This window comes from Neobacillus sp. S1115 (genome assembly GCF_055385565.1).
The window spans coordinates 3,051,037-3,071,258 of the sequence record NZ_AP038275.1; the positions used below are offsets into that span (position 1 = coordinate 3,051,037).

20 protein-coding genes are annotated in these 20,222 nt (G+C 42.0%); 3 read left to right on the forward strand and 17 right to left on the reverse strand.

Translation table 11 applies throughout. The features are described from left to right. Positions 1-94: 94 nt before the first annotated feature. The 5 genes from ACZ5B7_RS14760 to ACZ5B7_RS14780 form a co-directional block, all read right to left on the reverse strand. A complete protein-coding gene (locus tag ACZ5B7_RS14760) occupies positions 95-565 on the reverse strand; it encodes a CoxG family protein (protein WP_464494344.1) in 471 nt (156 codons plus the stop codon). Positions 566-725: 160 nt separating this feature from the next. After that, positions 726-1,991 carry an MFS transporter gene (locus ACZ5B7_RS14765; protein WP_464494501.1) on the reverse strand — a complete coding sequence of 422 codons (1,266 nt, stop codon included), beginning with the start codon at positions 1,989-1,991 and terminating at the stop codon, positions 726-728. A gap of 78 nt (positions 1,992-2,069) precedes the next feature. Beyond that, complete coding sequence (locus tag ACZ5B7_RS14770) at positions 2,070-2,630, reverse strand: class I SAM-dependent methyltransferase (protein WP_464494345.1); 561 nt, start codon at positions 2,628-2,630, stop codon at positions 2,070-2,072. A gap of 108 nt (positions 2,631-2,738) precedes the next feature. Further along, the gene (locus tag ACZ5B7_RS14775; protein WP_464494346.1) at positions 2,739-3,398 is read right to left on the reverse strand and encodes a class D sortase; all 660 of its coding nucleotides are present in this window, start codon (positions 3,396-3,398) and stop codon (positions 2,739-2,741) included. Positions 3,399-3,455: 57 nt separating this feature from the next. Next, a complete protein-coding gene (locus tag ACZ5B7_RS14780; protein ID WP_464494347.1) occupies positions 3,456-4,286 on the reverse strand; it encodes an LPXTG cell wall anchor domain-containing protein in 831 nt (276 codons plus the stop codon). A gap of 202 nt (positions 4,287-4,488) precedes the next feature. Here ACZ5B7_RS14780 and ACZ5B7_RS14785 point away from each other — a divergent pair, with 202 nt between their 5' ends. Next, entirely contained in the window at positions 4,489-5,481 is a 993-nt protein-coding gene (locus ACZ5B7_RS14785) for an NADPH:quinone oxidoreductase family protein (protein WP_464494348.1), read from the forward strand. A 58-nt stretch (positions 5,482-5,539) separates the two neighbouring features. Here the strand turns inward: ACZ5B7_RS14785 and ACZ5B7_RS14790 are convergent, their stop codons facing one another. The 5 genes from ACZ5B7_RS14790 to ACZ5B7_RS14810 all read right to left on the reverse strand — a co-directional run bounded on the left by ACZ5B7_RS14790 (position 5,540) and on the right by ACZ5B7_RS14810 (position 9,380). Further along, positions 5,540-6,475 (reverse strand): aldo/keto reductase, encoded by a 936-nt coding sequence (locus tag ACZ5B7_RS14790; RefSeq protein ID WP_464494349.1) that lies wholly within the window; start codon positions 6,473-6,475, stop codon positions 5,540-5,542. Between the two features lie 40 nt (positions 6,476-6,515). Beyond that, positions 6,516-7,460, reverse strand: a complete 945-nt coding sequence (locus ACZ5B7_RS14795; protein WP_464494350.1) for a phosphotriesterase family protein — start codon at positions 7,458-7,460, stop codon at positions 6,516-6,518. A 16-nt stretch (positions 7,461-7,476) separates the two neighbouring features. Then, the gene (locus ACZ5B7_RS14800) at positions 7,477-7,797 is read right to left on the reverse strand and encodes a carboxymuconolactone decarboxylase family protein (RefSeq protein WP_464494351.1); all 321 of its coding nucleotides are present in this window, start codon (positions 7,795-7,797) and stop codon (positions 7,477-7,479) included. 15 nt (positions 7,798-7,812) lie between these two features. Continuing rightward, positions 7,813-7,965 carry a hypothetical protein gene (locus ACZ5B7_RS14805; protein ID WP_464494352.1) on the reverse strand — a complete coding sequence of 51 codons (153 nt, stop codon included), beginning with the start codon at positions 7,963-7,965 and terminating at the stop codon, positions 7,813-7,815. A 215-nt stretch (positions 7,966-8,180) separates the two neighbouring features. Then, entirely contained in the window at positions 8,181-9,380 is a 1,200-nt protein-coding gene (locus ACZ5B7_RS14810; protein ID WP_464494353.1) for a CaiB/BaiF CoA transferase family protein, read from the reverse strand. A gap of 139 nt (positions 9,381-9,519) precedes the next feature. Between ACZ5B7_RS14810 and ACZ5B7_RS14815 the strand changes: the two genes are divergently transcribed. Further along, entirely contained in the window at positions 9,520-10,317 is a 798-nt protein-coding gene (locus ACZ5B7_RS14815; protein ID WP_464494354.1) for a Cof-type HAD-IIB family hydrolase, read from the forward strand. Between the two features lie 105 nt (positions 10,318-10,422). On the opposite strand, the gene ACZ5B7_RS14820 is transcribed toward ACZ5B7_RS14815, so the two are convergent. The 6 genes from ACZ5B7_RS14820 to ACZ5B7_RS14845 form a co-directional block, all read right to left on the reverse strand. After that, a complete protein-coding gene (locus tag ACZ5B7_RS14820) occupies positions 10,423-12,165 on the reverse strand; it encodes an acetolactate synthase catalytic subunit (protein ID WP_464494355.1) in 1,743 nt (580 codons plus the stop codon). 15 nt (positions 12,166-12,180) lie between these two features. Beyond that, on the reverse strand, positions 12,181-13,158 hold the full coding sequence (locus tag ACZ5B7_RS14825) for an NAD(P)H-quinone oxidoreductase (protein ID WP_464494356.1): 978 nt from the start codon (positions 13,156-13,158) through the stop codon (positions 12,181-12,183). Positions 13,159-13,180: 22 nt separating this feature from the next. Continuing rightward, positions 13,181-14,200 carry a zinc-dependent alcohol dehydrogenase gene (locus ACZ5B7_RS14830; protein ID WP_464494357.1) on the reverse strand — a complete coding sequence of 340 codons (1,020 nt, stop codon included), beginning with the start codon at positions 14,198-14,200 and terminating at the stop codon, positions 13,181-13,183. A gap of 90 nt (positions 14,201-14,290) precedes the next feature. After that, on the reverse strand, positions 14,291-16,018 hold the full coding sequence (locus ACZ5B7_RS14835; RefSeq protein ID WP_464494358.1) for a CocE/NonD family hydrolase: 1,728 nt from the start codon (positions 16,016-16,018) through the stop codon (positions 14,291-14,293). Between the two features lie 217 nt (positions 16,019-16,235). After that, complete coding sequence (locus ACZ5B7_RS14840; RefSeq protein ID WP_464494359.1) at positions 16,236-17,651, reverse strand: amidase; 1,416 nt, start codon at positions 17,649-17,651, stop codon at positions 16,236-16,238. A 133-nt stretch (positions 17,652-17,784) separates the two neighbouring features. Continuing rightward, the gene (locus ACZ5B7_RS14845; RefSeq protein WP_464494360.1) at positions 17,785-18,132 is read right to left on the reverse strand and encodes a globin domain-containing protein; all 348 of its coding nucleotides are present in this window, start codon (positions 18,130-18,132) and stop codon (positions 17,785-17,787) included. Positions 18,133-18,430: 298 nt separating this feature from the next. On the opposite strand from ACZ5B7_RS14845, the gene ACZ5B7_RS14850 reads away from it, so the two are divergent. Beyond that, entirely contained in the window at positions 18,431-19,210 is a 780-nt protein-coding gene (locus ACZ5B7_RS14850) for an alpha/beta fold hydrolase (RefSeq protein ID WP_464494361.1), read from the forward strand. A 126-nt stretch (positions 19,211-19,336) separates the two neighbouring features. On the opposite strand, the gene ACZ5B7_RS14855 is transcribed toward ACZ5B7_RS14850, so the two are convergent. Continuing rightward, positions 19,337-20,074 (reverse strand): TerC family protein, encoded by a 738-nt coding sequence (locus tag ACZ5B7_RS14855; protein WP_423802524.1) that lies wholly within the window; start codon positions 20,072-20,074, stop codon positions 19,337-19,339. Positions 20,075-20,222 lie beyond the last annotated feature (148 nt).

Here is a 20,222-nt window from a genome sequence, read left to right on the forward strand (position 1 = left end):
AAGAAACCTTTTTCTTCCACTTTATATATCATTTTAACAAGAAAACATCCAGGCTTATTTCAAGCTTGGATGCTGTTATTAAATCAATGGGAACTCAAGTTCGAAATTTCTTTCTGGCCTGATAGACAGCCTTTTTAATTTCCTTCTCCAGGTTTTGGAATAGGTTTTCGATCACTTTGATTGCTGCTCCATTTAGTAACCGATCAGGAGTCACTTCCATAGTCCCTGTTATCACGACATCCGCTTTAATAGTTAACTTGCAAGCCCCTTGCCAATCTCTTAGAAATAAATCAGACTGCGCCTGAATATTTCCAAGTTTGCTTTTTGCGTTTATTTTCAGGCGGTAAAATGATGGACTTTTCTCTTCCAAACGTCGTATGTCTATTGTAAATACATCGTTGATTGGACCAATCCGGATTTCAGTTTCACCTCGGTAGACACCACTTGAGGTTTCAACAAACGACTTGCAGTTAGAAATCGAGTTTTTTAGGACTGTTTCATCTTTCAGCCATTTCCATACTAAATTTCTCGGCAAACCAAAGGCATGATTGTACTCAATCTTCAACCTTATCCCCCCGTTGGGCATCAGTATTAGAACTCTATGTCAATCATTGTATTCATTGGTTACCAGTCATGTTAAAGAAGAATTGTGGTGTCTCAGCTATTCATGAAAATTTTCCAAACAGGAAAAAATTCCAAGCCAATATAGGCCTGGAACTTTTATGCTATTCATTCGGTTGTTTTCTCCTGGACCAAACGACAACAGGGATAAGCAGCAAAGATAAAATGCCTCCCGCCAGCGAGAGTATGGTGTAGCTTGACTGGGCAACGACCATTCCGGAAATGGCTCCGCCAGATGCACCGGCAAGAGCAACCAAAACATCAATTGTACCCTGTGTCTTAGCACGTGTGGAAATGTGAGTAGCATCGATAATAATCGCTGTACCGCTAATCAAACCAAAGTTCCATCCAAGCCCCAGCAGGGCAAGTGCAATCATTAGGACGAGCATTGAATCAGCTGGTGCAAAAGCGGCAAGAAGACCTGCCATAAGCAAGGTGGCACCCGCTAAAATTGACATTGCCGTACGGCCAATTTTGTCAGCAATCATTCCGGTCACCAAAGATGGAAGATACATGGCGCCAATATGAATACTGATAATTAATCCGATATCACTCAGATCATGTCCATGGTTTCTCATATGGACAGGTGTCATGGTCATGATGGCAACCATCACTAACTGTGTTAGGACCATCAGGGCAGCACCGACTACGAGTTCGCGTTTCTTCTTGAGAGATGCGCCGGTGGGTAGTTTTGAAGAAAATTCTCCGTTGCTGCTATTAACTTCCGACAAAAGCTTTGCAACCTTGAGAGGATCTGGGTGCAGGAATATCAACAACACGGAACCGGCCAAAAGAAAAGCAGTAGCCCCTAAAATAAACGGGCCGGCCAAAGGTGGAACACCGATCGACAATGCAAATCGTCCCATTACATCAACAAGATTCGGCCCGGCAACAGCCCCAAAAGTCGTCGCTAACATGGTGATGCTGATAGCGGTTGCCCGCTTTGAAGGACTGGCGAGATCGGTACCTGCATAACGGGTTTGCAGGTTAGCTGCGGTTCCTGCACCATAGATTAATAGTGATGCAAACAGCAGGATAATAGAATTGATGACAGCTGCCGTCACCACTCCAATCGCGCCGATACCTCCGGCCAAAAAACCCACTGCCAGTCCAAAACGGCGGCCGTATCGCTGCGACAGTCTTCCTATCAGAAGTGCTGCACCTGCGGAACCAAGAGTCAACAATGCAACTGGCAGTCCGGCAAACCGGTCGGTTCCCAGCATATTTTTGGCTAGCAGTGCCCCAACCGTTACACCAGCTGCAAGTCCTGCGCCACCGAGCATCTGGGAAATGACCGCTATCCCCAAAGTCCGCTTATATAACCGTTTTTGCCTTTCGGGCGAATCGATGTAAAGATGTATTCCATCCATTGGAATTTCTAAAACTTTGGCGTTATCATCAACTTTTGGGTCAATCACCTTTTCACCCCCCTTATATTTTTTAAATAGCTAAACCTTTTGACAAAATACCGTTTGCCGTCCTTCTTGGTCGTTCTCTTTAAAAAAGAGCACTTTCCATTCACTGAATTCGTCTAAAAGCTCTTTTGGCTTCAATTTATATTGATCGGATATCGTTTGGTATTCTGTCTTGGGTGTCTGAAAATAGGTTTCCATAAAGAAAAATCCGTTCCTTTTTACCATGCTTTTGACAAATGGAAAGAGGGATCGGTCTAGGTAGTAGGTAATCACAATAAGGTCGGTTGCGCTGTGCTCCTTCTTAAGCTGCGTGACATCCGTTAAATCACATACGCGCGGATTAATATTGAGATGCTGTTTGACAGCTTGTTCCTGAAGAAAGTGGATGGCAATCTCTGATATATCAAGAGCCTCTACATGATAGTTTAATTGGGCAAGAAAAATACTGTTTCCACCTAGACCGCAGGCAAGGTCTAGGGCATTCCCGCCGTGAAGATGTACTGAAAGATCTTTCAATCGGGGATTTGGAACAGGCTCCTTTAACTCAGTCAAACGATCTTTATATTTGGCGTTCCATTTAGATTTCATATCCATTTTATAACCCCACATCCATCTTGTATAAATGCCTAAATTCTACCATACAAAAAGCCCACTAAAAAGGGGGCAAAATGAAAAATGAGGCCTGAATAGCGCAAAAAAGAATCAGGCCCCTTTTAATTTGGCGTGGATAATCAGGCGGTGGGTTCCTGTGGTGATGGGGTCGCAGGTGATCAATGTCAAGATTCGGTCTTGACCATTGGGATTTAAAACAGATAAATCATCAGGTTCCACAATTAAAACATTGTAAATATCATAGGTATAGGCTTGTTTTTTGTCCTCTACCACAATTTCATCGCCAGGCTTTAGTTCATTCAAGCGGTTAAACATCCTTCCATATGTTCTGCTGCGATGGGCTGCGATGGCGGCGTTTCCGATTTCACCGGGCAGGGCCGTACCGTCCAAATGGCTAGCACCAAGTTTTAAATTTGCTTGACTTGCTCCTTCTAATATGGGCAGAGTTAGGTCTATCTTTGGTATTTTTATAATACCAGTCATGCCGTCCATTTCGAAATTTTTATTTATCAGGGCAGGCTCCTGGATTGTTCCTTGCTCAGGTTTAGGCTCCCTTTCGAAGCTTTCATCAAATGCCTTATTTAGACTTTGATAATTATTTTCCAGAGAGTTTTTGTTTCTATGCTTTTTTTGATCCCATTTCTTTAACAGTAAATTTTGTTCATGGTTATGAAAAACCTCTGTAATTTTTGGATAAAATATAATCATAATGCCTAAAAGAATTAAAAGGACAGCAGTTAACTTTTTCATATATGCACCTCAATAAAAAAATTGAGAGAGATTTTAATCTCCCTCAAAGCTATGATTCTAGTTGTTTAGCTTTTTTCGTCTTAATAAATACACACCGGAAGCGGTAACGAGTAGTCCGAGTAAATAATAGCCAAATGGGCTTGACTCTCCTGTTTTTGGAAGAACCCCAGTTGTTGTGGTTTGTTTTATAGTTTCTTGTGCCGGAGGATTCTGATTTCCTTGATTTTGTGGAGGCGGGGTATTATTATCCGTACCTCCCGGATTTGACCCTGGTTGATTTGGATTATCTGAATCTCCTGGATTGTCTCCCGGCTTATCTCCCGGATTGTCTCCTGGCTTATCTCCAGGATTATCCCCTGGATTTCCATGATCATCGTCATCGTCACCTGGCGGAGGCGGTGGTGGTGGTGGATAACATTTTTCCTGCCAATAATTGATGGTACCGTTTGCTTCGACACCGACTCTTACGTCGCTTACAGGAATGATGACAGGTTCCCGGTCCTTTATTATCAGCTTGAAGGCAGTGATATCATCCGTTACGTATTCAGCATTATCTTTTAATTTAAAATTCGGGGAATTCCCTGGTGCTTCCATCTTAGTCCAAACGCCTTTCCAAAGGACGTAAACATCTACTACGTCTTCCTTACAGTCATTTTTTAAATGAAAATGAATTTCCGTACTCTTATTACCCTTTTGATCCTGGTCGCCCTGGTTCCCGTTATTAGGATTGCCGTTATCCCCTCCCTGCTGTCCCCCATTATTGTTCCCGTTTTCATTTCCATTCCCTTGACCGTTTGCGGCAACATAAGAAGAGGGAATGATTAGTAGGAAAATTAGTGCATACATGGATGCCATTAACAACATCCTTTTTAGGCTAACCGTCTGCAATGCGCCACCTCTTTCCTAATTGAAAAACAAGTTGAATGCAGTTCTATCCTATTCAACATTTTCCTCAATAAGTACGATTCCTTTTTCCTATTTCTTTTTGTAAAGAAACTTAATTAATTTTTTGATAAATCTGAATTTGTTTTACAAAAAAGGCTTTTCCATGTAAAATGGCTTCAATAGTAAAAAAGGGAGGGGAATAAATTTGAGTGAATTGTTTAAAGCATTAGTGGTTGATAAGACGGAGACCGATTTTTCGGTTGAGGTTAAAGAAGTTTCTTTTGATATCCTTCCTGAAGCGGAAGTACTAATCAAGGTTGCTTATTCCAGCATTAATTATAAGGATGGACTCGCCAGCATCGCAGATGGCAAAATAGTCAGGTCATATCCGTTTATCCCAGGTATTGATTTAGCGGGAGTTGTTGTCTCGTCTCAGGACCCGCGCTTCCAAGAAGGTGATAAAGTTATCGCGACCAGCTATGAGATTGGGGTTTCCCATTATGGAGGCTTCAGTGAGTATGCACGGATTCCCGGCAATTGGGTTGTTCCGCTCCCGGAAAATCTTTCTCTGAAAGAAGCGATGGTTTTGGGAACGGCTGGCTTTACCGCTGCCCTTTCTGTGCAAAGGCTGGAAGAAAACGGGGTTACTCCTGAAAAGGGAAAGGTTTTGGTAACTGGAGCAACTGGCGGTGTTGGAAGTATTGCTGTCTCGATGCTATCTAAACGGGGCTACGAGGTGGTTGCAAGTACTGGAAAAGCTGCTGAACATGATTATTTACATAACCTTGGTGCGTCTGAAGTGATTTCCCGTGAAGAGGTTTATAATGGAAAAGTCAAAGTATTGGATAAGCAGCTTTGGGCTGGTGCGGTTGATCCCGTTGGCGGTGAATCCTTAGCGTCTGTATTAAGTAAAATTCACTATGGCGGATCGGTAGCTGTAAGTGGATTAACTGGAGGCGGAAACGTCCCAACTAGCGTGTTTCCTTTTATTTTGCGCGGTGTAAACCTGCTGGGGATCGATTCGGTCTATTGCCCAATGGAAGTACGCAAAAAGCTGTGGAATCGAATGGCCACAGACTTAAAGCCGTCCACGCTATTGGATTCCATTGCAGTTGAAATTTCGCTAGACGACCTGCCTGAAACCCTGCCTATCATTTTGAAAGGGCAGGCAAAAGGGAGATTCGTAGTAAGAATTTAAGCTTTAAAAAATTGAAGGACCCATCGGAATTAAGTTTCCAAGGGGTCCTTTTTCTGATTTATAATTGGAATATCTGGTCAATGCTTTGAATCTCTTGTGGTGAAAGCTCTACATCTAGCGTTTTTAAATTATGAAGTACTTGGTCAGCATTCTTTGCCCCCGGTATAATGACATCAATCCCGTCACGAGTTAAATACCAAGCGAGCACAACATGAGCAACCTCTACCCCTTTTGCTTCGGCTATTTCCCGTACCTTCTCAATTTTAGCTAAGTTTTGCTCATACACTTCTTTCTGGAATTGCGGCCGTTTTTGATTCTTTTCACTAATCACTGTATTAATATTATATTTTCCCGTCAAAAACCCGGAGGCAAGCGGGTAGAAAGGAACAAAAGAAATATCATGTTCAATCGTGTATGGGAATAATTCTTTCTCTGCTTCTCTGCTTAATAAGTTATAGCCCCCTTGATAGACGTCGACATAGCCGTCTTTATTCGCTTCCTTCAACTGCTCGAGGGAAAAATTAGAGACCCCAATCGCCCTGATCTTCCCCTCATCTTTTAGCTGCTTCAAGGCCCCGACCGCTTCATCCTTAGGTGTATCTTGATCAGGGAAATGGATATAAAATAAATCTATGTAATCCGTTTGCAGGCGCGTTAGGCTCTCTTCTACTGCCTGCTTTAAAAAGCTTGGGGAATTATCGAGCACCACTTCACCCCCAACAAATTTATGGGCGGCTTTTGTGGCAATGACAATCTCTGAACGATTTCCCCTTTCCTTGACCACTTCCCCGACGATTTCTTCAGAACGCTTTGGACCATAGATAAACGCAGTATCCAAAAAGTTAATTCCCTGTTCTAATCCAGCCCGTACTAAATTTCTTCCTGCTTCCTCTTCCAGGTTGGGAAATAGATTATGTCCGCCAACAGCATTGGTACCTAAACCTATAGGATTCACATATAAATCTGTCTTTCCAATTCGAATTTGCTTAACCACGTACCATTCATCTCCTTGTTTATACTATTTTGTAAGTTTCCTAATTTCCTTCAAACCAACGACGAGCGTTATCAACCATCATATTGGTAACCTGCTCTTCGGTTACACCGTTTTTCTTCAATTCCGGAATCACTTCTTCTAACACAAAACTCATGCTCCAACTCGGGAATGCTTTCGCGGATGTTCCGTCAGGATACCAATCATACGAACAACAATAATCCTGTGACAGGAACATGCGGTCTGCATAGCCCAGTTTTGCCAGCGCTATCACTGTTTCGTTTCTCGATTCGTTTGAACACACTCTTGTTATGCCATAACGGTCCATTCCAATAAATGGCCCCCGCTCCAGTACCTGCAGGATGTATTCCTGATTGTCGGTATCTCCGGTATGGCCAATCAATATCCGTTTAGGATCGACTCCCTCTTCTTGAAGAATATCAAGCTGGTTTAAGCCCGTTCCGCTTGCCGGATGGGAATGAGTCATAATCGGTACACCGGTCATTTTATGGGCCCGCGCCACAGCACGGATGACTTTTTCGACATCCTTGGTAACCCCTTGTGCGTCTGTCGCACATTTTAAAAACCCGGCCTTGATCGATGTATTTTGAATTCCAACTTCAATATCTCTAACAAATAACTCTGCCATATAGTCAATGCTGCGATTTTGGAAGTGAGGCGGTATGTAATGATAAGAATAAATTCCTGTTGCCGCGATAATTTGCACTCCCGTTTCTCGGGCCACTCTCTCAATAAAGCGGATATCCCGGCCAAGTTCCATCACCGTTGGGTCGCAAATGGTTTTAACACCAAGTTCCTTCACTTTATTTACCTGTTCTACCGCTTTGGCAAATTCCTTTTCCTCGTCATATAAATGGGGAAATTGTACAAACACAGCTTCTGAGCGGACTCGCATATGTTCATGTATTAGCGTAATGCCAAGTTCAGTAGAATCAACTGTTCCTGTTACAGAATTTATTAATGTCATAGCCTAGTCTCCTTCTTTATTTTTCAAGCAATTTATCCAAACTCTCTTGTACTTTTGGTCTTGATGAAGTGAATTCTTCCAATTCCGTTTTGAAGGTACCATGAATACGATTGATCATCCCTGCTACCCCAACAGTAGTACAAAGGACGAGTATTTGCCTTGGGGTAAAGTGTTCTCTGAGTCTGTCATATAATTCATCTTCAATTCGAACCTCCGTAGCCAGCCTCTCCGTATATTCAAGTACAAGCCGTTCTATATCGGTATAAACAGTACTTTCCCTCCAGTGACGGAGGTGTTCCACTTTTTCTTTAGATAGTCCAATGCCCCGACCGAGCATAATATGGGTCGGTACTCAGTAATGACACTTGTATAAAGTAGAGGTATAAAGATAAGCAAGTTCGGTGAGCTGAATATCCACCTCACCGGACCGGTACACACCAAAAATAAGATCTGAGATACCCTCTAATACCTTAGGCTGATTGGCTAGCACCTTGAAAACATTCATCACGTGTCCCCCGGACGCATACTGAATGAAATCTAAAGAATCCTTGACTTCGGGACCTGCATGGTCATACTCTATCAAATCAATACGTTCCATTATCTACCTACTCTCTATTTCTACTTTATTGATAGTTTATAATTTTCCGACAATAATTGCAAAGCCAGGGTAATTCCCGGCTTGTAATTATTGTTCCTCACTAGTCGAAAATTTTATTCTAACTATCTATTTTTTAGCAAGCTAATAACTCCAAGCGTCAAATAGCTTTCTATTTCCTCCATGGAATAACCTAATTCCAACAATATTTCATCGGTATGTTCGCCTATTTCTGGTGGAGGTGAAAAATTCTGAGCATTGGTATCATTGATTTTAATAGGAACTCCGGTAACAAATACAGCGTCAGCCTGATCACCCATATTCATTTTCCTGACCATATTCCTATCCTTTATTTGCGGATCGTTAATGATGTCCATTAATGTGTTAACCGGGCCAGAAGCAATTCCAGCGTTTTGAAGAAGCTGAAATACTTCCTCTTTTGTATACTGGATGGTCCACTCTGAAACCATCTTTTCCAATACATCCCGATTCTCCATTCGTCCCTCCTTGCTATTAAAGGGAGAATCGCTATTCAGCCATTCATTTTTGCCTATAATTCTGCAAAGCTTTTCCCACATATGCTGAGCAGCAGGTGCAATAAATATATAACCATCCTTTGTCGGATACGTATTACAAAATGCAAGAGGGTCACGATTGCCTATTCGTCGGGGCTCTATTCCCTTTAACATAACTTCAGAAAAATGGTAACCAAGCAAGGAAATCATTCCATCAAGCATGCTTACATCAACATATTTTCCTCTTCCAGTTCGTTCTTTATGCAATAATGCCAGCATCGCACCCATAGCCGCTTGTAAACCGGAAAGATGATCGGCAATATAAAAACCGACATTGGTAGGAGGTCCGTCTAAATGTCCGGTAAGCCCTGCTAATCCACTCATAGCTTGAATGGTTCCATCGTATGCTCCATATTCTCTATAAGGCCCTGTTAAGCCAAAACCTGTAATATGGACCATGCTTATTTTGGGGTTAATTTCCGAAATAGTTTGATAGTCTATTCCTAAACGCTCAGGCACCCCAGCACCATAGTTAGTAATTAAAATGTCCGCTGTTTTCACAAGCCTATGAATGATTTCTCTGCCATGATCGGATTTCAAGTCGATCGAAAGTCCGCGTTTATTACGATTTTGCGCAGCAAAATATAGGCTTGTTTCCTCATGGAAAGGGCCTGCCATCCTTCCCACTTCTCCTTCTATCCGCTCTATTTTTATAACATCGGCACCATGGTCGCTAAGGATTTGACTGCTGTATGGTCCTGAAATGTAATGCGTAAAATCTAAAACCCGAATTCCCGATAGAATTGACAAAGCGGTCACCTCTTTTAATATTTTTTTATTAGTGGCAATAGCGACTTTCCAACACTTATATGTTTGCTTTTTTAAAAATTGTTTTATATAAATGGTATATTGAACATAGTAACCATAAAAAAAAGAGAGGAAATATCAAATGAAATGTTTTTCGATCGATCTAGATGGAACGTTATTAAACTCAAAACATGAAATATCAGATGAAAGTTTCAAGGTACTAAAGGAATTACGGGAACAAGGGCATCAGATTATCTTTAACACAGGCCGAGCTTTTGATGATGTGATTAAATATGATCATGTGCAAAAAATTGCAGCTCCCATTTTTACTATTAATGGGACTGTTCTATACTCTGAAAAAAGAGATGTTCTATACGAAGCATCTTTATCGGTTTCCATCTATAAAGAACTAATGCAAATTTTAAAAGAAATTGGCATGTGGATTATGGTTTATACCAATAAAGGTGGTTTTCCATGTCGATATCCAGCGCTTCAAGATAAAGATCCTGAAGAAATCGTGAAGATTTTCCAGCATTATGATTACGATCAAATTCTAGATCAGGATGATCTTAAAATTTACAAGATTATGGTCGTCGCACCCGGGAACCAACTCGAAAAAATTGACCAAGTCAAACAAGCAATCGAGGGGAAATTTGCAGTCTCCATGGCCTCTTCTTACGTTCACGTAGTCGAAATTACCTCTATTGAGGCAAATAAAGGAGAAGCACTGCGACGATACCAACAATTAATGAATATCCAGTTTGATGAAATTTTTGCGTTTGGTGATGGTGGGAATGATATCTCTCAATTTAAAGCAGCAACTACTTCCGTCGCAATGGCCAATGCCCCCTTATATGTTCAAAAGGAAGCAGATTTAATCTCTAAGACAAATGATGAAGATGGATTTGCCTATGCAGTCCGGCACTTATTAAATATCTAGCATTTCTTCTAAGGCATCATGGCAAAAACTAAACAAATTCGGGGCGTGCTTTTTACGCCCCTCCTTATTTTCTTGATCAAAACTTTAGGGCGAGCTTTTTGTTAGTTAAATATTATTTAATACGCTCAAAAAAGGAAGAGGCGGAAAAGAAGCAGGATCTGCTATTAAATCAATAACCACTGATCCTTCTGTTGCAAAGGCCTCCTTCAAAGTTTCTTCAATTTTTTCTGGAGAACTCACTCTAATACCTTTTACGCCGCATGCTTCCGCCACTTTGGCATGGTCAACGGCAGTCAGGTCACAAGCAGATGTATTTCTTCCCCAGCGGGCATGCTCAGCCCATTTTTGATAGGCGAGAACTTCATTGTTTATGACGGCAAGCACCACATCTATTCCGTGCCGTTTACATGTTTCCAGTTCACTCCAAACATGAGCAAAGCCGCCATCTCCTGATAAACAAAAGACCTTTTGATTTGGTTGTGCTACCTTTGCACCCATTGCCATCGGAAGCCCCCAGCCAAGACCTGCAATTCCCCGTGGAAAAATAAATTTCCGACTTCCTTTTGCCTTGATATAATTGGCAAGCCAAACAGACGAGAAGCTTGCATCCGCCACAATAATATGATCATCTGTTAATTGTTTTTCAAGTTCGGCTAAAAATCTTTCCACTCTAATCGGCGATTGGTCTGTGTTTTGGATTTTTTCTGCTTCTTCGGTATGAGCTTTTCTTGCTTTGGCAATTGCTTCTACCAGACTAGGACGCTGTTTATCTCTTTTTTCGAGATTCTTGCGCAAAAGGGCGTTTCTCAATGCTTCCAATGTTAATTTTGCATCTCCTGCTAACCTTAAAGATTCATAGTTGCGGCCGATTTCCAATGGGTCAATATCGATGTGAATAAATCGTGCGTCTTTAGAAAATAATTTCCAAGAATCGGTTCCATTTTGGTTAGTGCGATTTCCCACCAATAAAATGACATCGGCCTCTTCAACCACTGGCCTTAAGAATTTTGTGGCGCCGCCTTTACCCATGTAGTAACCAATCGGTCCGATGGTTAACGGATGTTCTTCATCAACTGAGCCTTTTCCCATCGTCGTTGTCGCGACAGGGATTGAACATTCTTCTTGAATTTGGCGAAGTTCGTCGATAGCCCCCGATGAAATGACACCACCGCCTGCATAAATAAATGGACGTTCTGCATTTGCGAGCAGTTCAGCAGCCACTTCGATTCGGGAGGGGTCTGCAATAGTCCGGTCCAAAGGGTAAGCAGACAGGCAAGCCTTTCTTTCTATTTGTACAGGGTTTTTCTTCGTATCGAAGGAAATATCTTTTGGAATAAGCAAAACGGCAGGTCCAGGCCGCCCGCTCGCTGCAGCGGTAAAAGCCATGTCCACGTAATCTTCGATTCTAGCTTCTGCTGGAACTTTTTTCACCCATTTGGCTACACCTGAGAAAAGCTTTACATGATCAAGCTCCTGAAAGGAGTTTTTTTCCTCCTCAGAAATCGGCACCTCATCAACGAGGGCCACTACCGGATGGGAGGCCTTTAGGCATTCTGCCAGCCCAGGAACCAACAATGTGGCAGCGGGTCCATTCTGTGCCGCTACAACCGCTACTGTGCCAGAACACATCGCGTACGCTTGCGCCATATAGGAGCCAGCATTTTCCTGCCTGAATCCGATTTGTTTAATTCCAAGATCGGAACAGGCAAGCATAATCGTTTGTGGATTACTTTGCCCAAAAATAAACTTAACACCATTGCGTTTTAATGCTAAAGCAAATCTCTCCGCATTCGTTAATTCCTTAGTCGAAATCTCAGTTTCCTTTTGTGTTTCTGTAACATTGGACATTCACAATTCCCCTCCTCACTCTACCTTTAAAACAATCTTTCCGGTATTTCGATTTTCCGCCATATACTGATGAGCTGAAGATACATCTTTCCAATCAAAAACTTGATCGATAATCGGAGCCAGTTTTCCTGCACTAAATTTTCCTCTCGAAAATTCTTCAAACTGACGGGTTAAATCAATTTTAAATGCTTTGGTCCTGGACCTAAGCGTTGACCCGATAAATTGGATCCTCTTCTGAAGGAATGGGCCTAAATGCGCTGAGGTCAATGCTTGTCCGCCCAGGGTCCCGATTAATATCCATCTGCCATCGATGCCAATTGACTTTATATTAGCCTCCCAATAAGAAGCCCCAATGAAGTCCAGGATTAGCTGGACACCTTTTCCATTCGTGATTTCACGGACTTTTTCTGAAAAATCTTCTTCCTTATAATTGACGGTATAGTTCGCACCGAGAGATAGACAGCGGTCTAATTTTTCAGCAGAGCCTGCCGTCACGATACTGATTGCACCTAACTCCCTTGCAATCTGGATGGCTGCTGTTCCAACACCGCTCGCTCCGGCATGAATCAGCACATTTTCTCCCGCTTTTAAATTTCCTAATACAACCATGTTTAAGTAGGCTGTCAGAAAGGCTTCTGGAATTGCAGCAGCTTCTTCAAACGTCATCTCGTCCGGTATTCTCATCCCCATATCTGCCGGAATGACCACCTTCTCTGCATAGCCGCCGCCCGGCAATAGGGCATAAACCCGGTCACCTTCATTCCAGTCTGATACACCATGGCCAACTTTTTCAACCACACCAGCCATCTCCAAACCAATAATGGTTGATTCACCAGGAGGTGGCGGATATAACCCTTTTCTCTGCAGCAAATCGGCCCGGTTTATGGCTGTTGCTTTCACTTTTACAAGTAGGTCACCCTCGCTTAGAATCGGGTCATTTACTTCTCCGATATATAGATCATGATTTTTTTCGTTTACTAGAACAGCTTTCATCTAATCATTGCCTCTCTTTCATTTAAGTTTCTCTGGGGGTAAATAAAACTTTCGGGCCGCCATTGTTTAGGCATTCCTCAAAACCTTCTTTAAAATCCTTAAGTTCCAAGTGTTTTTTTACAATTAAGAGGGCTTTGGTCTGCAATTTTTCCATTAATTTGATGGCTGTATGCCAATCTTCTTTAATGGCAGCGATACTGCCAGTCACTTTTAGTTCTTTATAAGCGATGTCCATAAAAGATACATTTGTTAGTTTCGAGGATGTACCTATCTGGATAAATTGTCCTTTTGGACGCAGGACGGAAAGTCCTAAATTAATACCGTTTTCATTCCCGGAGCATTCGAAAACGATACCAATGTTCATATTTTTCTCTATTAACAGACTTGGCAAATCCTCGGACATGACTGTGGTATCCACGCCCATTTGCGAAGCGATTTCGAGGCGGTCTGCATCTGCTGGCGTCCCACAAACTAACACTGTTGCCCCAAATTGTTTTGCTACAAGAGCCGTAAATAGTCCGATGGTGCCCGGTCCAATAATTAAAACAGTATCTGTTGGTGTAATATCAGCCTTATACACACCTCTTACCGCTACAGACAGCGGTTCAATTAACGCACCCGCATCATCTGAAATCGTATCAGGGACAATATAAACCTGCTGTTCATGAAGTTTTACACACTGGGCAAAGACTCCATGATAATCGAAACCAATCCGCTTACGATGAGAGCACAGATTAAATTCTCCACTGCTGCAGTAGGTACATTCTTGACAGCTGCTGTATGTAGGATGGGCCACAATCCGGTCCCCGATCACTGCTTTAGTGACCTTTGCCCCCACTGCGACCACTTCTCCGATAAATTCGTGGCCCAGAACAACTGGCGGTGCTTTAGGATCATGGTGATAATTTCCTGTATATAGCTTTAAATCTGTTCCGCAAATACCTGCCCGCTTTACTTTGGCTAATATTTGGTATTCTCCAATTTCCGGAATGGCGATATCCTCTAAGGAAACCTGTCCATCCTTTAACACAACGCATTCCATTTCGAATATCCCCCCGTTACTTTTAATGAAAAAACCCTCAGCTGAGGGCTTTTTCACCTGATATTCTGTGTTTCTATCAAATTAACAAACCTACCTAGGAATAACCGGCAGCAGGATATGGGATGGATATTCTTCACTATGAAATACTTTTTGGGAAGCGGTTATGAACTCCTTGCTATCAATTCCAGATTCACCCGTGTTCGTATTCCGGTCAAAACGCGGGAAATTGCTGCTCGAAATCTCCACTCTCAGCTGGTGCCCTTTTTTAAATAAATTACTGGTTGACAGTAAATCAATTTCATAGCGGTACACTTCATTTGGCGTGATGAGGGAAGGCGGCTGATTTTTCTCTCTGTATTTGGCTCGGATAATGCCATCTGCGATGTTAAACGCTTTCCCGTCTGGATGGACATCGACCAGTTTAGCGGTAAAGTCAGTGTCTACCGCGGAGCTTGATCCATATAAGACCACTTTTACCGGACCGGTTACCTCAATGTCTTCCTCTAAAACCTCACTCGTATAGACTAAAATATCTTCGCGCGCTTCCAAATGCTGCTGGTCAATTGGTCCGCGAAGATAATTCGCCGGCATTAACAGGTTACCGCCAAGCGTAGGTACTGGATTGGCTGGGTCATAAACATAACTATCGTTTGTTTCCTCCAGCGGCGGAGTTGCGGATAGAGTACCATCGCCATCTTTCGTATTGGCCTTGCCATTACTTTGGAAATAGTAAGGTGTATAAACGGTTCGTTTCAGCGGCCATTCCTGCTCACTGCGCCATTTATTTTCGCCCATAACAAATAGTTTGACTGGCGGCTCTTCCGTGACACCGTTTTCGATTCCCTTTAACCAATGGTCGAACCATTTTATTTGCAGACTGGTTAAATCGGTTTTTAATTCAAGCAGCAGGCTGGATGTGCTCATGCCAAAATTGAGATCCCCTACGATTGGGGCAAAACCTGCGTGAGCCCAAGGGCCAATCATGAGCTTCGTATTCTTTTTTTCTTTTAATTTTTCATAGTGCTCGAGATCCTGCCCTAGAAGGAGATCATACCAGCCTGCAATGCCGAAAATAGGCACATCAATGTTATCTGACTTTTCTCTAACACTGATTTCCTGATGGTATTCATCTCTTAGATCATGATTCAAAATATCGTGAACGAACGCGGCGTAGCCCTCCCCTAGTTTGAGCCATTCACTGTCTCGGATGGGCAATTGCGAATACGCAGCCTCTTCTATATGGTCAATGGAATCGAGAAGTGTCATAAATTCTTTTAAAAAGTCCGCTTTTCCTTGTTTAGCCTTTACAACTGCATTCGGGCCAATCGTCGACATACTCCAAGAGACCAGTAAACCAAGTTCCAGCGCACCGCCGCGATACATATATACATCGGTTCCCCATGTGATGGGAAAAATCGCTTTTAAACTAGGCGGCTGCATGCAGGCCGCCTGGAATTGAGTCATCCCCATATATGACAGGCCATACATGCCGACATTTCCATCCGAGTATGGCAAGGAGGCCGCCCACTCTACCGAATCGTAGCCGTCGTTATATTCATTTTTATAAATATAAAAAGGAGCGCCCTCTGATTCAAAGCGGCCGCGCACATCTTGAATGATGACGACATACCCTTTATGGGCGGCAACGATTGGATCCAATACCATCGTGGTCAGGGGAAGAAATTCCTTGTTATAAGGGGTTCGTTGTAATAGAACAGGATATTTTCCTTCTCCATCGGGACGAAAAACCTCAGCATACAAGGTGGTGCCATCTCTCATAACAGCTGGGACATTCTTTTCGTGAATGATTTTACTCAACAAAATCCCTCCTCTTTATGGTCGCAATGCTTTATTCGCGGATAGCTTGATTTTACTCGCGTATGAGCCGAATTTACTCTCGGATAACCTCAGTTTACTCTCGCATAAGCTGACTTTACTCTCGTTCACCACGTTTGCTCGCGGATAACCTGATTTTACTCTCGGATAACCTCAATTTACTTGCGCTTAACGCCATTTCCCCCGGAGAATATTAACCTTATACACTCACTGGTTCCAAATAAGTTTGAAATGCTTTTTCATATGCATGACAAGCCTGCAAGACAAGCTTATCTGCAAATCTGTTTCCTGCCACTTGCAATCCGACAGGCAAGCCGCTGCTTGTCAACCCAATTGGCAATGAGGCCGCAGGGTGTCCTGTTAAATTATAAATTTGTGTAAGCATCCAATCTGTGGAAGGGTTTACACTTTTTCCGTTAATCAAGGACGGACCCGGTAAGTGGTGTTCAAAGGCTGTTGTTGCCAAAACAGGTGAAAGTAACAAATCATAATTGTTTAATACATCTTGGATTTTTTTCCATACAATCGTTCGTTTAAGTTCAATCGCTTTATAATCAATCGCACTAAGTTTTCTTCCGATTGCGATCATTTTGGCCATTCCATCCGAGAAGCTTGCGGGATCGTTATCGAAATATTCGCCGTAGCTGGCAGCAAATTTCACGCACCACATTCCGGAGAAGGCACGAGCTAGTTCCTTTAAGCTTAATCCTAGATCCAGGTCAATCTCTTCCACTTCACAGCCAAGATCAGCATAATGCCCAACCGCTTTGTCGATAACTTCGGCAACATCATCCGAAATTTCATACAGACCGAAGTTACGGGTATAGGCAATCTTTAGGCCCTTCAAATCCCTGTTAAGGTCCGTGAAATCCTCTCCTGAATCCGGAATAGAATTTGGATTATTCACATCATAGCCGGCCATAACCGAAAGCAGCAACGCAGCATCTTCCGCAGTCCTTGCCATTGGTCCATTATGTAAATACGGATGTTCGGAACCAAATAAATTGAGACGATCCTCGTGAGGAACCAGACCAAAGGTTGGCTTTAACCCAAAAATACCTGTCAGTGCTGCCGGAATGCGGATGGATCCGCCTCCATCACTTCCTTCGGCGAACGGTGCGAGTTTAGCTGCCACAGCTGCAGCAGAACCGCCGCTTGATCCCCCTGGAGTCAACCTGTCATCCCATGGGTTTTTCGTCACCCCAAACAGCGGGTTATCTGTAACCCCTTTATGGCCGAATTCCGGTGTATTTGTTTTTCCTAGGACGATCCCGCCCTCCGCCTTAATTCTTTGTAAAAAAATAGGGTCGTAATCCGGAACATAATCTTTAAAAAGTGGAGATCCATATGTAGTTAAAATTCCTTTTGTCGGGGTTAAATCCTTAATGGCAATCGGAATTCCATGAAGTTTGCCCAGGTTTTCACCCTTCATCACTGATTCTTCGGCATTCTTTGCTTCTTCAAGAGCCTGCTCATTGATGGTCACATATGCATTCCATTTGGAGTTATGAGTTTCGATCCGGTTCAAAAATCCTTGGACAACATCGACTGGTGACAGTTCCTTTTGTTTGATTAACTTTCCTAACTCAGTTGCGGTTAAATCTGTAATGGACACGCCATTCACTCCTTTTTGGGTTAGTCTTCCTTTCTATTATACTTGAATTCAACGTCAATTTTAATTATTTTCTGAATATTTGTTTAAAAAAAGCGCAAGGAACTCTCGAAACCTAGTTCCTTGCGCTTATCTTTTATTTCACTATCTTATTCAATAGAAATTCTACTTTTTCGATTAAACGCCCTTTTGAGGCAGAATCCCAATCCATTTCATTTATGGTTTCCTTCATATTATTAAACCACATTTCCGCCCGTTCTGGAGCGATTTGGAAGGGATGCCGATCCTTAACCTGATTCTCATGATCGTGAGTTGTTTCTTCAGACACCAATCGATTGATAAATGTGCGTTGACGATTCTTTAACTGTTCAATGTCCACGTTTCTTTCTTTAAACATGTTGATATAGTAATCATCCTTCATCAACCTATCATAAAAACGGTCCACGAACTCGTTGACTTTTTCCTGATCTAATATTTGATACATGACAATACCTCTTTTCACTATAATAGCAGTAATTTCTACTACCATTATAGTGTAAACCGAAAGGAGAAACTGTGACATGAATCACAATATAAATGATTTGCACACCATGCCCCCTTTACCTGCTTGCATGGACCTTTGTGCCGTATCCCTTAAAAAATACCTATGTGTAATTTACATTTATGTGTGTTAAAAGATTAAACATGATGATATAATAAATTAAACCCAAACATTATAAAGATTTCAACCATAAAAATATAGGAAATAAAGGTTTTATCCAAACCCTTAGGAGGAATGAACTTTGAGTGAGGTACAAAAAAGTTGCTCCGAAATTCCTTATTTACGTCTCGGTGCCGGTGAGCCATTAGTTTTCATTCACGGACTTGGTGAAGTGAAGGAAGGTTGGTCTGATCAATTCGAATTAGCTGATCAGTTTGACTTAATTATTCCGGATTTACGTGGACATGGTGAGTATCATTTTCCCGGTGAAATATCCATTTATAACTTTGCCTACGATGTGATCGCATTATTAAAAAGCCTTGGAATTGAAAGCGCACACATTTGCGGTTTATCAATGGGCGGAATGGTGGCACAGGAAATCTATCGTCTGGCACCAGAAATGTGCCGCTCCTTGCTGCTAGTAAGTACATTCCATTATGCCCCAAAACAGTTTGGGGAATTATTTTTAAAATACCGTCGTGCTCTGGTAAAGAATAAATCGTTGGAAGGTATGAAAGAAACTGCCGCCAAGACTTGTTTATATTCTTGGTCAAAGGAAAACTTCGAAAAGTTTTTCCGATATTATCAGCCAAATAAAGAATTCTATATCCAATCGGCGGAAGCATGTTTGAAAGTGAATTATTTAAGATTACTTTCAAACATAACTGTACCTACCCTTATAATCGGCGGACAATATGATTCTGTCACTCCAGTTTGGATACAGTACTTAATGCATAAGCAAATTGCCCACTCCGAGTTTGTTATATTCAGAAATACTGGTCATGTTGCCAAGCTTGAGGCAAAAGATGCCTTTAACAAAGAACTTCGTAACTTTTTAAATAAACTTAATACCGCAAGTTAGCCTCCCCCCCATTATTACTAATTCCATATTAAAAGCCCCTCTCAGCCAAGAGGGGCTTTCTTTATATACTACCAATTTTATTTCTTCCAAAGCCTATTGCATTCAATACTCTTCCATATCGCCAGCTTAGATAGTAGGTTCGTTTCCAGAGTTTTTCCTGACCAAATGGACGATAAAGGTTCCGAAGAAGGTGGTGATTAAAACGCTGAAGAATATGATTTCATCAAAATGAATTCCAAATGAAGAGATAATCATTTTTACTCCGATTATGGCGATTAATATAAAAGAGGTTGTTTCAAATTCCGGTACTTTATTAATCAATTTTAGGAATAACTGGGCGACTCCCCGCATCATTAAGATTCCCAATATTCCGCCCATGAACAAGACCCATTCTTCATTTGAAACACCAAAAGCGGCAACAATGCTATCAAAGCTAAAGGCAATGTCCATTAACTCCACCGTTAACACGGTCCTCCAGAAGCCCATTCTTTTAGGCCGAACCTCATCCTCTTCTTCTTTTTTCAAAAATAAGTTCTGCAGGACAATAAACAGCAAATAGTGGCCGCAGACAATCTTGATCCATGCAATATGAATTAAGGAAACACCTATGCCAATGACCAATAATCGAAAAAAATAGGCGCCGAATATTCCATAAAATAATGCCTTCTTTCTCTGTTCCTTTGGCAGATGCTTCACCATTACTGCCAACACCAAAGCATTGTCCGCAGATAATAATCCTTCAAGAATGATCAATGAACCAATAATGCCCCAGCTGGCATGATCAAAAGCTACAGATTCAAAAGCCTTTAATGAAAAAAATGTACTATAATTGTGGATAATTTCTTGAAGGAATTCCATCAGCATGTTTACTCCTTTTCCTTAAGCTGGAATTTTCTGCTTTTTATCTACAGGTCATAGGTTTGTCCACTTTAAAATCAACAGTCCATCCCTTCTCTCTAAATTTATGAACTGCTTTGCGATATATGAACTAAAAATATATAAAGTCCACAAA

What these genes read in the sequence shown, in the direction of transcription:
- ACZ5B7_RS14845 (WP_464494360.1), bottom strand. Translation starts at nt 18,132, where the DNA reads ATGTATCAAATATTAGATCAGGAAAAAGTCAACGAGTTCGTGGACCGT.
- ACZ5B7_RS14770 (WP_464494345.1), bottom strand. Translation starts at nt 2,630, where the DNA reads ATGGATATGAAATCTAAATGGAACGCCAAATATAAAGATCGTTTGACT.
- ACZ5B7_RS14855 (WP_423802524.1), bottom strand. Translation starts at nt 20,074, where the DNA reads ATGCTGATGGAATTCCTTCAAGAAATTATCCACAATTATAGTACATTT.
- ACZ5B7_RS14775 (WP_464494346.1), bottom strand. Translation starts at nt 3,398, where the DNA reads ATGAAAAAGTTAACTGCTGTCCTTTTAATTCTTTTAGGCATTATGATT.
- ACZ5B7_RS14800 (WP_464494351.1), bottom strand. Translation starts at nt 7,797, where the DNA reads ATGCTCGGTCGGGGCATTGGACTATCTAAAGAAAAAGTGGAACACCTC.
- ACZ5B7_RS14815 (WP_464494354.1), top strand. Translation starts at nt 9,520, where the DNA reads ATGAAATGTTTTTCGATCGATCTAGATGGAACGTTATTAAACTCAAAA.
- ACZ5B7_RS14830 (WP_464494357.1), bottom strand. Translation starts at nt 14,200, where the DNA reads ATGGAATGCGTTGTGTTAAAGGATGGACAGGTTTCCTTAGAGGATATC.
- ACZ5B7_RS14795 (WP_464494350.1), bottom strand. Translation starts at nt 7,460, where the DNA reads ATGACATTAATAAATTCTGTAACAGGAACAGTTGATTCTACTGAACTT.
- ACZ5B7_RS14820 (WP_464494355.1), bottom strand. Translation starts at nt 12,165, where the DNA reads ATGTCCAATGTTACAGAAACACAAAAGGAAACTGAGATTTCGACTAAG.
- ACZ5B7_RS14825 (WP_464494356.1), bottom strand. Translation starts at nt 13,158, where the DNA reads ATGAAAGCTGTTCTAGTAAACGAAAAAAATCATGATCTATATATCGGA.
- ACZ5B7_RS14765 (WP_464494501.1), bottom strand. Translation starts at nt 1,991, where the DNA reads ATGGATGGAATACATCTTTACATCGATTCGCCCGAAAGGCAAAAACGG.
- ACZ5B7_RS14805 (WP_464494352.1), bottom strand. Translation starts at nt 7,965, where the DNA reads ATGAATGTTTTCAAGGTGCTAGCCAATCAGCCTAAGGTATTAGAGGGT.